This is a genomic window from Streptomyces sp. NPDC093252 (genome assembly GCF_040683675.1).
GTDB lineage: Bacteria > Actinomycetota > Actinomycetes > Streptomycetales > Streptomycetaceae > Streptomyces.
The window spans coordinates 1-12745 of record NZ_JBFBEM010000014.1 but is presented as its reverse complement, the minus strand read 5'-3'; the positions used below and the strand labels follow the sequence as shown (position 1 = coordinate 12745).

General features: G+C 69.0%; 9 protein-coding genes. 7 read left to right on the top strand and 2 right to left on the bottom strand.

Translation table 11 applies throughout. The features are described 5' to 3' along the window. Positions 1-138: 138 nt before the first annotated feature. The 3 genes from AB0O01_RS27020 (at position 139) to AB0O01_RS27010 (ending at position 3296) form a co-directional block, all read left to right on the top strand. Positions 139-450, top strand: a complete 312-nt coding sequence (locus AB0O01_RS27020; RefSeq protein WP_365317284.1) for a hypothetical protein — start codon at positions 139-141, stop codon at positions 448-450. 586 nt (positions 451-1036) lie between these two features. Continuing rightward, positions 1037-2158, top strand: a complete 1122-nt coding sequence (gene femX / locus AB0O01_RS27015; protein WP_365317282.1) for a peptidoglycan bridge formation glycyltransferase FemX — start codon at positions 1037-1039, stop codon at positions 2156-2158. Between the two features lie 106 nt (positions 2159-2264). Beyond that, positions 2265-3296: an alanine racemase gene (locus AB0O01_RS27010; protein ID WP_365317280.1), complete on the top strand. Its 1032-nt coding sequence runs from the start codon at positions 2265-2267 to the stop codon at positions 3294-3296. 242 nt (positions 3297-3538) lie between these two features. Here the strand turns inward: AB0O01_RS27010 and AB0O01_RS27005 are convergent, their stop codons facing one another. After that, a complete protein-coding gene (locus AB0O01_RS27005; protein ID WP_365317278.1) occupies positions 3539-5041 on the bottom strand; it encodes a glycosyltransferase 87 family protein in 1503 nt (500 codons plus the stop codon). A gap of 353 nt (positions 5042-5394) precedes the next feature. Continuing rightward, on the bottom strand, positions 5395-8118 hold the full coding sequence (locus tag AB0O01_RS27000; RefSeq protein WP_365317276.1) for a transglycosylase domain-containing protein: 2724 nt from the start codon (positions 8116-8118) through the stop codon (positions 5395-5397). Between the two features lie 408 nt (positions 8119-8526). Between AB0O01_RS27000 and AB0O01_RS26995 the strand changes: the two genes are divergently transcribed. From AB0O01_RS26995 to AB0O01_RS26980, 4 genes are all read left to right on the top strand, one after another. Further along, the gene (locus AB0O01_RS26995; RefSeq protein WP_365317274.1) at positions 8527-9261 is read left to right on the top strand and encodes a helix-turn-helix transcriptional regulator; all 735 of its coding nucleotides are present in this window, start codon (positions 8527-8529) and stop codon (positions 9259-9261) included. A gap of 58 nt (positions 9262-9319) precedes the next feature. Then, a complete protein-coding gene (locus tag AB0O01_RS26990) occupies positions 9320-10402 on the top strand; it encodes an inositol-3-phosphate synthase (RefSeq protein WP_362752507.1) in 1083 nt (360 codons plus the stop codon). Between the two features lie 114 nt (positions 10403-10516). After that, positions 10517-11779 (top strand): MFS transporter, encoded by a 1263-nt coding sequence (locus tag AB0O01_RS26985; protein WP_365317273.1) that lies wholly within the window; start codon positions 10517-10519, stop codon positions 11777-11779. Positions 11780-11908: 129 nt separating this feature from the next. Beyond that, positions 11909-12421: a hypothetical protein gene (locus tag AB0O01_RS26980; protein WP_365317271.1), complete on the top strand. Its 513-nt coding sequence runs from the start codon at positions 11909-11911 to the stop codon at positions 12419-12421. Positions 12422-12745: the final 324 nt, after the last annotated feature.

Genomic DNA, 12745 nt, shown 5'->3' with positions numbered 1-12745 from the left:
TGGGCAGACACCGGTGCAGAGAGTACAGACTACCCGCACACCCGCGTCCGGTTGAAATCCGGCCGGGAGGGCCCACAATCTGTACACAACGGGTGTGTATGGCGCTACGATGCGCCGCCCTCTCGCAGGAGGTGCCCCATGGCACAGGCATTGCGACCCAACACCGCCGGTTCCCTGTTCGCCACCGACGACAAGCCCCATCCCCTCCAGGACACCCTGCTCGCGGTGACGCTGACGCTGGGGATCCTCTCCTTTGTCACCGCCCAGTTCCACAGCCTGCATCTGATCAGCTCCTGGGCCGGGCTGATCGGGATCCTGACCGGCGCCTACGGACAGTGGGTTTCGGTCACCACGCGTGAGCGCTTCGGGCTGATCCTGGGCCTGGGCTTCTCCGGTGTCGGGTTCTTCCTGGGCATGGCACACGGGGGCCTCTTCGGCGGAGTCTTCTGACCCGGACGGCCCAGCCGACCGCCACCCGACCGACCGCCCTCCCGGCCGAGCGTTCCCCGGCCGCCGGTCCGGCCGGCCTGTCCGGTACGTCCGACCGAAGGACTCATCAACGCGGCCCACCCACGGGTACCACCAACCGGTCCTGGACCCGGTCCCTCCACCCGGTCCAACCAACCAAAGACCCCGTCGACCGGTCCCGCCAGCCAGTGGGACCGGCGACCGATGCGCCGACACCCCGTCGGCCTTCTGCCCCACCCCAGCCATGCGCCGGTCTGGCCAGGCCCGGCCCACCTCACGGTGACCCCGCACCGAACCGACCCTCCGCTCCACCACACACCCCCACGCACCTCACACACATCACACCCCCACGCCCCCGCCCCCACCACACCGCGAGGCCCCCCACCACCCCGCTCCGAACACCCCCACGCACCCCCACCACACCCCACCCCTCACCCCCGCGCCCCACCCCGCCAGGGCGCCGGTGCCGTACGCCCGGTCGGGCCGGAGGTCGGGCGCAGTAGGCTTCGGCGCGAGAGCCGGAGCCCCTGTACCCATGGGGACACACCAGCCCGAGGAGCGCCCCGACATGAGCCTGACCCTGAGGACCATCAGCCGCGAGCAGCATCTGGCGTACATCCAGAGTCTGCCCTCGGCGAGCCACATGCAGGTCCCGGCCTGGGCGAACGTCAAGGCGGAATGGCGGTCGGAGAACCTCGGCTGGTTCGACGACCGCAGCGGTGAACTGGTGGGCGTGGGTCTGGTGCTCTACCGGCAGCTTCCCAAGATCAAGCGCTATCTCGCGTATCTCCCCGAGGGCCCGGTCATCAACTGGTTCGCGCCGAATCTGGACGACTGGATCCAGCCGATGCTGGCCCATCTCAAGCAGCAGGGCGCCTTCTCCGTGAAGATGGGCCCGCCGGTGATCATCCGGCGCTGGGAGGCCACGTCCATCAAGGCGGGCATCCAGAACCCGGATGTGAAGCGGCTGCGCGACACCGAGGCGGACTTCATCGAGCCGCGCGCCTTCGAAGTCGCCGACAAGCTCCGCCGGATGGGGTGGCAGCAGGGCGAGGACGGCGGGGCCGGCTTCGGCGACGTACAGCCCCGGTATGTGTACCAGGTGCCGCTGGCGAACCGGTCGCTGGAAGAGGTCCACAAGAACTTCAACCAACTGTGGCGGCGCAACATCAAGAAGGCCGAGAAGGCTGGCGTCGAGGTCGTCCAGGGCGGCTTCCACGACCTTCCGGAATGGCAGCGGCTGTACGAGATCACCGCCGTGCGCGACCACTTCCGGCCACGCCCGCTGTCGTACTTCGAGCGGATGTGGAAGGCGCTCAACTCCGAGGACCCCAACCGGATGCGGCTGTACTTCGCCCGGCACAACGGGGTGAACCTCTCGGCGGCGACAATGCTGATCGTCGGCGGCCATGTCTGGTACTCCTACGGGGCCTCCGACAACATCGGCCGGGAGGTCCGGCCCTCGAACGCGATGCAGTGGCGGATGCTGCGCGACGCCTATGCGCTCGGCGCGACCGTCTACGACCTGCGGGGTATCTCCGACTCGCTGGACGAGTCCGACCATCTCTTCGGTCTGATCCAGTTCAAGGTGGGCACCGGCGGGCAGGCGGCCGAGTATCTCGGCGAGTGGGACTTCCCGCTCAACAAGCTGCTCCACAAGGCGCTCGACATCTACATGTCGCGCCGCTGAGACCGGAACACCTGTTTCCTTCACACCCTCACCTCTGATACACCGCAGGTTCATCACTCTTCACCTCTGATACACCGCAGCCACGAGAAAGGTTCCAGGTCCGGCCATGGCGCTCACGCTGTATGTCGACACCGCGCGCTGGCGGGCGCACCAGAAGCACGTGACGGAGCAGTTCCCGGGACTTGTCCCGGTCTGCAAGGGCAACGGCTACGGCTTCGGGCACGAACGGCTGGCGGAGGAGGCCACCCGGATGGGCTCGGACATCCTCGCCGTCGGCACCACGTACGAGGCGGCGCGCATCAAGGACTTCTTCGGCGCCGATCTGCTGGTGCTGACGCCGTACCGGCGCGGTGAGGAGCCGGTGCCGCTGCCGGACCGGGTGATCCGCTCGGTGTCCTCCGTGGACGGCGTGTACGGCCTCGTGGGCGCACGGGTCGTCATCGAGGTGATGTCCTCGATGAAGCGGCACGGCATCAGCGAGCAGGACCTGCCGCAACTGCACGCCGCCATAGAGAACGTCCGGCTGGAGGGCTTCGCCATCCATCTGCCGCTGGACCGCGCCGACGGCTCCGACGCCGTCGAGGAGGTCATCGGCTGGATGGACCGGCTGCGCGCGGCCCGGCTGCCGCTGCACACGATGTTCGTCAGCCATCTCAAGTCCGATGAACTCATCCGGCTCCAGCAGCAGTTCCCGCAGACCCGGTTCCGCGCCCGGATCGGCACCCGGCTGTGGCTCGGCGACCACGACGCCACCGAGTACCGCGGCGCCGTCCTGGATGTCACCCGGGTCGCCAAGGGCGACCGCTTCGGCTACCGGCAGCAGAAGACGGCCTCGGACGGCTATCTGGTGGTCGTGGCGGGCGGGACGTCGCACGGGGTGGGCCTGGAGGCCCCCAAGGCGCTCCACGGCGTCATGCCGCGCGCCAAGGGCGTCGCCCGTGCCGGGCTCGCCACGGTCAACCGGAATCTGGCGCCGTTCGTCTGGGGCGGCAAGCAGCGCTGGTTCGCGGAGCCGCCGCACATGCAGGTGTCGATCCTGTTCGTGCCCTCGGACGCGCCCGAACCGAAGGTCGGCGACGAGCTGGTGGCCCATCTGCGGCACACCACCACCCAGTTCGACCGCATCGTGGACCGCTGAGACCGTTCCCAGGATCGGCCGCCGTTCCCAAGACGGCTCCGAGCTCCGAGCTCCGAGGACCGGCCGTTCCCAGGACCGCTCCCAGGTCCGCTCCCAAGACCACTCCCAGACCATTCCGGGGCGCCGCTCCCGCCCCGGGCACCAGGAAGGGCCGTACGCGCACCTCGCGTACGGCCCTTCCCCACATCAGCCCGGTCCCGGCCCGGGACACCTTCTCCGCCCACCCCAGGCCCCTTGTTCACTCAGGGCGAACGACTCCCCCAGGACACCAGCGGAACGTCGTCCTGCGCGTCCCGCTCGCCGTCACCGTCGCGGCCCGCCGCCCGCCCCGCCGGTCCGATCACGAAAACGTCCCGCGCCCCGTCGAGCACCCCGCCGGACGGGTCGTCGTCACCGGCCAGCCGGACCACGTCCCGCTCGGGCATCAGAATGTCCCGGACGATCATCACGCACAGATAGAGCGTCCCGGCCAGATGCGCGGCGATGGCCCAGTGGTAGCCGTCGGTCGGCAGGCCCTTGTGGGCGTCGCCGCTGGTCGTGTACGCGAGGTACATCCAGATGCCGAGGAAGTACGCCACCTCGCACACCTGCCAGATCAGAAAGTCCCGCCACTTGGGCCGGGCCAGCGCGGCCAGCGGGATCAGCCAGAGCACGTACTGCGGTGAGTAGACCTTGTTGGTGAGGATGAACGCCGCGACGATCAGGAACGCGAGCTGGGCGAAGCGGGGCCGGCGCGGCGCGGTCAGGGTGAGGGCGGCGATCCCCGCGCAGCTCAGCAGCATCAGCAGGGTGGCCAGGGTGTTGACGGTCTCGGTGCTCAGCGGGTCGCTGGAGTTCTGGGCGAGGATCAGCCAGAACGAACCGAAGTCGACACCGCGCTCCTGGCTGAAGGTGTAGAACTTCGACCAGCCGTCGAACGCGAAGAGCATCACCGGCAGATTCACCACGGCCCAGGCGACGGCTGCGCCCGCGAGGCCCTTGCCGAAGTCACGCCACTTCCCTGCCCGCCAGCACAGCACGAGCAGGGGTCCCAGCAGCAGGAAGGGATACAGCTTGGCGGCCGTGGCGAGGCCCAGGAGCACCCCGAAGGCCAGCGAGCGGCCCCGCGACCACATCAGCATCGCCGCAGCCGTCAGGGCGACCGCCAGCAGGTCCCAGTTGATGGTGGCGGTCAGCGCCAGCGCGGGCGCCAGGGCGACCAGCAGACCGTCCCAGGGGCGGCGGGCGTGGGTGCGGGTGACGCAGACGGCGATGACCGCCGCGCACACCATCAGCATCCCGGCGTTGACCATCCAGTACCACTGCTCCTGGTGCTGGATGCTGCCGCTGCCCGTGGTGAGCCAGGAGGCGGCCTCCATGAAGACCCCGGTGAGCACCGGATACTCCAGGTACTCCATGTCGCCGGGCAGCCGGTCGAAGTACGGCACCAGCCCGTCGGCGAAGCCGCGCCCCTGGTAGAGGTGCGGGATGTCGGAGTAGCAGGCGTGCGTGTACTGCGAGCTGGCGCCGAAGAACCAGGCCCCGTCGTAGCAGGGTGCCTTCTGGACCAGGCCGAGGGCGAACATGCCGATCGCCACGAGCACGATGACCCGTACCGGGGTCCACCAGGACGTCCCGAGCAGGGCGCGCCGGCCGAGAGGACCGCCGATCAGCTCGCTGCCGCTCGCCGCGACCTTGTCCGCCTTGGTGGGACGTACGGTGTCCGGCTCGCGCGCGCTCGCTTGCGTCGTTTCTGCACTGGGCATGGGGGACATCCTGCCGTACGCCGCAGGGGGAACGACGAGGGCCGCCGCATCCGCTCGATGCGACGGCCCTGCTGCCTGCGGCGGAGCGTGTTTCACGTGAAACAGCGAGATGGATCAACGAGCTGTTTCACGTGAAACATCCGCGAGGGGCGGTTGTGCGGCCCGATCGGTGACCGCGAGGGACGGTTGCGCGGCCGACGATGCCCGCGAGAGCCCGTATCCGGCTGACCGGTCACCGCCGGCGGGCCAGGGTCCGGCCGACCTGCCACCGCTGAGGGCAGAGCCCCGGTCGACCGTTCACCGCCCGGGGGCAAGGGTCCGGCCGACCGGTCACCGCCGGAGGCGGGATCCGGTTAGCCGGATCCGCCGAAGAGACCGCCGTCAGTGCTCCCGTTCCCATTCCCGTTGCCGTTGTTCCCGCCGTTCGCCGTCGAGGAGGCCGAGGGGTCGGGTGACCCGGGGACACCGCCGTCCGTGCCTCCGGTGTCGGTGCCTCCGGTGTCGGTCCCTCCGTTGTCGGTGCCGCCGTCGTCCTCGCAGCCGAGGAAGTCGGTGCAGGTCGCGCTCGGGGAGGGCGACGACGTGGTCCGGGTCGGGGTCGGCGACGGAGTCGGTGTGGGGCTCTCCTCCTCCTCGGTCTCCGTGATCGTCGGGGTCGGCGTCGGTGAGGGGGTGTCGTTGACGACATCGCCGATGGGCTCGGGCTCGGGGAACTTCTCCGCCTTGGTGCCCTTCATCGCCTCGGCCATGTACGCCTGCCAGATCTCCGACGGGAACGAGGCACCGTGGATCGACTCCTGGCCGCCGGTCCCGTACATGGACAGGAACGTACGGTTCTTCACCGTCTCGTCGTCCGGGTAGCGGAACATGCTGATCGCGGTCGAGAGCTGCGGGGTGTAGCCGACGAACCAGGCCGACAGGTTGTCGTCGGTGGTACCGGTCTTGCCGGCCACCTCACGGCCCTCGAGCTGGGCGTTGGTGCCCGTGCCGTCCTCGACCACGGTCTTCAGTACGTCGGTGACGTTGTCGGCGACCAGCGGGGTGAACGCCTCCTTCGGCGCCGTCTCGTAGGTGAAGATCTCGCCGTCCTTGCTGGTCACCTTGGTGACGGAGAACGGATCGTTCTGCTTGCCGCTGGCGGCGAAGGTGGCGTAGGAGCCCGCCATCCGGATGGCGCTGGGGTCGGAGATGCCCAGGGAGAAGGACGGGAAGTCGATACCGGCGAGGCTGCTCTCCAGCACCCCGGCGTCGACGGCCGCCTCCTTGACCTTGTCCAGACCGACATCCATGCCGAGCTGCACATACGCGGAGTTCACCGAGTACTGCATGGCCGTGCGCAGATCGATCTCGTAGTTGGGCGGGTCGCCGTACGTCTCGTCACCGTCGTTGACCTGGAGCCACTCCTCGCCCTTCTCGTTGCGCCAGATGGAGTCGTCGTAGTTCTCGATCTTGAGCTTGTTCTTGCCGTTGTAGAGGCTCTTCGGGGAGACCTTGGTGCGCTCGTCCTGGGCCTGGACGGGGCCCAGCTCGGGGTCTCTGATGCCCCAGTTCATCGCCGCGGCCAGCACGAACGGCTTGAAGGTCGAGCCGACCTGGGCGCCGGTCTGGTCGGCGTTGTTGGTGAAGTGCTTGGTGGCGTCCGCACCGCCGTAGATCGCGACGATGGCCCCGGTGTCCGGGTCGACGGACGCGCCGCCGAACTGGACGTGGGTGTCCTCCTCGGGGCGCTTCTCGGGGTCGATGTTCTCCTTCTGGACCTCCTGGACCGCCTTCTCCAACTGGTCGACCTTCTTCTTGTCGAAGGTCGTGTGGATGGAGAGGCCGCCCTCGCGCAGCCGCTGCTCGGAGATACCGGTCTTCTCCTCGTTGTTGACCAGGTAGCCGTTGGCGAGGTCGACCAGATAGCCGATCTGGCCGCTGAGGGCGGTGTTGAAGCGGGGGTTCTGCACCTCGGGAAGCTCGATGTACTTGGCCCGGTCCCCGGCGTTGAGGTGGCCGTACTCGACCATCTTGTCGAGGGTGTCCTGCATCTGGGCCAGGGCCCGCTTCTTGTTCGCCGTGTCGGTGGCGGCGGGGTCGATGTTGGTGGCACCGGCCGGGTCGTAGTACGTGGCGCCCTTGAGCGTCGCCGCGAGGAAGGCGCACTCACCCGGGTTCAGGTCTATGGCGTCCTTGTTGAAGTAGGCGCGCGCGGCGGCCTGGATGCCGTAGGCGTTGCGCCCGTAGTACGCCGAATTGAGGTAGCCCTCCATGATCTCGTTCTTGGGGACGGAGGTGCCCACCTTGATCGAGACGAACAGTTCCTTGAACTTACGCGTGAGCGTCTGGGACTGGTCGTCCAGCATCGCGTTCTTGACGTACTGCTGGGTGATCGTGGAGCCACCCTGCGTGTCCTCGCCCTTGGCCATGTTGAACACGGCGCGGGCGATGCCCTTGGGGTCGATGCCGCTGTCGGTCTCGAAGGTCTTGTTCTCCTGCGAGATCACCGCGTCCTGCATCGCCTTGGGGATCTGCGGCAGATTGACGATCTGCCGGTTGGTCTCCCCACCGGTCGACACCATCTCGGAGCCGTCGCTCCAGTAGTAGACGTTGTTCTGCGCGGTCGCCGTCAGCGCCACGTCGGGCACGCCGACCAGGGCGTAGCCGATACCGGCGACGGCGACCAGGCTGCCCAGGAAGGCCAGGCTCAGGCCGGACGCCAGCCGCCAGGACGGCATCCAGCGGCGCCAGCCGTCCTTGTCCGCGCGCGGATAGTCGATGATCCGCTTCTTGCCGGGTGCGGCGCCCCGCGGTCTGGCCCCGGCCCCGCGCCGGGCGCCCGCCCGGCCCCCCGGTTCGGCCGCCCTGCGACGGCCGGCTCCGGTGCTTCTCTGCGCCGCGCGACGGGCCTCGGCTCGGCCTCCGTAGGGCCGCTCCTCGTCCTCCGACCCATGACCCGAGCCAGAGGCGTCGGAGGAAGACCCGGTGGCGCCTCGCGGTGCCGCACGGCGGCCGGCGGCCGGAGCGCTCGGGCCGCGTCGGGCCGCGGCACGTCCGCCTTCCTGCGGCTGCGGCGGTTTGCGACGGTGCTCGCTCATCGAACGATTACTCCTCGGGCAGGCGCATCCGTGCGCGCCTGGAAACAGCGGCTGGTTTCCGGTCCCCCCGAAGTACGGATGCGCGCGGTACCGCATTCACTCCGTACTGCACCGAGGACCATGACGTCCCCACGCTCCCCGTGGTTCCCGGTGGTCTGCATGGCGGACAGACTACGCACCGTCAAAACCCGCCTAGCCCCGAAGTTCACCCCAAAACAGGCAACTTGCCGCCTACGAATCAGTGATGTGACGCCGTTCACCGTTCTCCCTCTTGTCCCACCCGGAAGGCCGTTCTATCGTCGTGATGTATCGAGTCGATACATCAGCGCGACATAAAGACCGTCACGGCGCCCGTCGGACACCAGAGCGAGACCAGAGCGAGACGGGCCGCGGCAGAGAGGAGGCGACATGAGCCGGCGTTCCGGGATCCTTGAGTTCGCCGTACTCGGCCTGCTCCGCGAATCCCCGATGCACGGCTATGAGCTGCGCAAACGACTCAACACATCACTGGGAGTGTTCCGTGCGTTCAGTTACGGGACGCTGTATCCCTGCCTCAAGACGCTGGTCGCCAACGGCTGGTTGATCGAGGAACCGGGACACACCGCCGAGGAGGCCCTCGCGGCCCCGCTCTCGGGCCGCCGCGCCAAGATCGTCTACCGGCTGACCGCGGAGGGCAAGGAGCACTTCGAGCAGCTTCTCTCGCAGACCGGCCCCGACGCGTACGAGGACGAGACCTTCGCCGCCCGGTTCGCCTTCTTCGGGCAGACCTCGCGCGATGTCCGGATGCGGGTGCTGGAGGGCCGCCGTAGCCGGCTGGAGGAGCGCCTGGAGAAGATGCGCGCCTCCCTGGCCCGCACCCGGGAGCGCCTCGACGACTACACGCTCGAACTCCAGCGCCACGGAATGGAGTCCGTGGAGCGGGAGGTGCGCTGGCTGAACGAGCTGATCGAGAGCGAGCGGGCCGGCCGGGACCTCAGAGCACCCGGTACGGACGGCTCGGCCCAGCAGAGCCCGCAGCACACACGGATCACACCGGATACACCAGGCACACAAGACACACCAGACACCACTGGAGCGCCGGGCGTCCTGCCCCGGCCGGGGGACACCCCCCGGCCGGATACGCCCGGTGGCACCGCCATGTGACGCCCGTCAGGGCCTCACACCGAGTACATATCGAGTACACACACAGGGAGCAACCGCAATGGGTTCGGTTCGCGTAGCCGTCGTCGGCGTGGGCAACTGCGCCGCGTCGCTGGTGCAGGGCGTCGAGTACTACAAGGACGCCGACCCGGCGTCCAAGGTGCCGGGCCTGATGCATGTGCAGTTCGGCGAGTACCACGTCCGTGACGTGGAGTTCGTCGCCGCGTTCGATGTCGACGCGAAGAAGGTCGGTCTCGACCTCGCGGACGCCATCGGCGCCTCCGAGAACAACACCATCAAGATCTGCGACGTGCCCTCCACGGGCGTGACCGTCCAGCGCGGCCACACCCTCGACGGCCTCGGCAAGTACTACCGCGAGACCATCGAGGAGTCCGCCGAGGAGCCGGTCGACGTCGTCCAGATCCTCAAGGACCGGCAGGTCGACGTCCTCGTCTGCTACCTGCCCGTCGGCTCCGAGGACGCCGCGAAGTTCTACGCCCAGTGCGCCATCGACGCCAAGGTCGGCTTCGTCAACGCCCTCCCGGTCTTCATCGCCGGCACCAAGGAGTGGGCGGACAAGTTCACCGAGGCGGGCGTCCCGATCGTCGGTGACGACATCAAGTCCCAGGTCGGCGCCACCATCACGCACCGCGTCATGGCGAAGCTGTTCGAGGACCGCGGGGTGATCCTGGACCGCACGATGCAGCTCAACGTCGGCGGCAACATGGACTTCAAGAACATGCTGGAGCGCGACCGCCTGGAGTCCAAGAAGATCTCCAAGACGCAGGCCGTCACCTCGCAGATCCCCGACCGGGAGCTGGGCGAGAAGAACGTCCACATCGGCCCGTCCGACTACGTCGCCTGGCTGGACGACCGCAAGTGGGCCTACGTCCGCCTGGAGGGCCGCGCGTTCGGCGACGTCCCGCTGAACCTGGAGTACAAGCTGGAGGTCTGGGACTCCCCGAACTCCGCCGGTGTCATCATCGACGCCCTGCGCGCCGCGAAGATCGCCAAGGACCGCGGTATCGGCGGCCCGATCCTCTCCGCGTCGAGCTACTTCATGAAGTCCCCGCCGGTCCAGTACTTCGACGACCAGGCGCGGGAGAACGTGGAGAAGTTCATCAAGGGCGAGGTCGAGCGCTGACCTGACCTCGTGAGCCGGAGGGCGGGCGCACCGCGCTCCCCTTCCGGGACGGTCCACCGAGGGTCCCCGGGGCATTGCGCCCGGGGACCCTCCCCGTATGTGAGGCTGGGCCCCATGGCCGTCGTACGTGATCTGCGCGTTCTGCTGCGCCTGCGGGACTTCCGGCGACTGCTCACCGTGCGGCTGCTCTCCCAGGGCGCCGACGGCGCCTACCAGGTCGGTCTCGCCACCTACGTCGTCTTCTCGCCCGAGCGCCAGGCCACCCCCGCCCAGATCGCCTCCGCGATGGCGGTCCTGCTGCTCCCCTACTCCCTGGTCGGCCCCTTCGCGGGCGTCCTCCTCGACCGCTGGCGCCGCCGCCAGGTCTTCGTGTACGGCAATCTGCTGCGCACCGTGCTGGCCACCGGCACCGCCCTGCTGATGATCAGCTCCGTCCCCGACTGGCTGTTCTACGCCTCCGCGCTCTGCGTCACCGCCGTCAACCGCTTCGTCCTCGCGGGCCTGTCCGCCGCGCTGCCCCGGGTCGTCGACGCCGACCGGCTGGTGATCGCCAACTCCCTCTCCCCGACCGCCGGAACGCTCGCCGCGACCGCGGGCGGCGGCGCCGCCTTCGTCGTCCGGCTGCTCTTCTCCGACTCCGACGCCGCCGTGGTCCTCGTCGGCGCCGGACTGTATCTGTGCGGCGCCCTCGCCGCGCTGCGCATCCCGCGCGAACTGCTCGGCCCCGACCCCGCGTTGATCCAGCCCCGCCTCGGCGCCGCCCTCACCGGCACCGTCCGCGATCTGCTGGCCGGGGTACGGCACCTCGCCGCGCCCCGGCGCCGGGAGGCCGCATGGGCGCTCGGCGCGATGACCCTGATGCGCTTCTGCTACGGCGCCCTGACCGTCACCGTCCTGATGCTCTGCCGCTACGCCCTCACCTCGACCACCGACGACGGCCTCGCCCTGCTGGGGCTGGCGCTGGGCATCTCCGGCGCCGGATTCTTCGTGGCGGCCGTGATCACGCCCTGGGCGGTCGGCCGGTTCGGGCCGATCGGCTGGATCGTCGTCTGCTCGGCGTCCGCGGCCGTCCTGGAACCCGCGCTGGGGCTGCCCTTCGCGACCGTGCCGCTGCTCTGCGCGGCCTTCGTGCTCGGCCTGGTCACCCAGGGCGCGAAGATCGCCACGGACACCGTCGTGCAGTCCACGGTCGACGACGGCTTCCGCGGCCGGATCTTCGCCGTCTACGACGTGCTGTTCAACGTCGCCTTCGTGGGCGCGGCCGGGGTCGCCGCGCTGATGCTGCCGCCGGACGGGCGGTCCGTGCCGCTGGTGCTCACCGTCGGGGCGATCTATGCCGTGGTTGCTGCGGCTATGGCCCGCTTTGATCGACGGTGAGTGTCACATGAAGGCCACAGACATGGCCGGAAGGGCTGGGTTGTCAGTGGGGGCGGATAACTTATGCGGGTCTTAAGCGCGGTCAATTCGCGCTGCTGATCCATTCGTTATGTGCAGGGGGATTCCCACGTGACAACTCCGCCCCAGGGCAACCCGTTCGCCCAGAACCAGCCGCCGGCCCAGCCGCAGGGGCAGAACCCCTTCGCCCAGGGTCAGGCCCAGACTCCTCCGCAGGGCGATATCCCCCAACAGCCCGGTTTCCCCCAGCAGGGCAACCCCTTCGGCGCCGCCCCCGTGCCGCCGGAGCAGCCGCGCCGCAAGCTCAGCTTCAAGACCATCAAGAACATCGTCATCGCCGTGGCGGTCGCCAGTGTGGCGATCGGCGCGTTCATAGCCAGCCGTGACGACGCCGACCAGGCCGCCGTGGGCGACTGTCTGAAGTCCGCGTCCTCGTCCACGGACGAGATGGAGATCGTGGAGTGCGGCTCCGCGGACGCCGAGGTGGAGGTCCTGAAGAAGGTGGACGGCACCTTCACCTCCCTCACGGCGGAGACCGAGTGCCGCAAGGTCGAGGACGCCACCAGCTTCTACGCGCAGACCGGGGACGGTGCCGAGTTCCTGCTGTGCCTCAAGGACGTCTGAGCCGGGGTGTCCTGACCCGGCGTCCTGGCCAGGTGCCCCGGCCCGCTGTCTCGGCTCGGTGTCCCAACCGGGTGTCTTGGCCCGCTGGCCCGGCCCGGCTGGGCTCGGCCCACTGTCCCGGCTCGGCCCCGCCCGATGTCCTCACCGGGACGCCCGCTCCGGCGGTGCGGTGTTTCACGTGAAACATCGCACCGTTCACTCCGGACGGGCATGAGCGCCGGACAGGTATCCGGACAGGTATCCGGACATATAGGGGGGTGGGGGGGGGGGGTGGTGGATGGAAGAGAGCGACCCACAGCAGCCCCCACAGGACGGCGCAAGAGG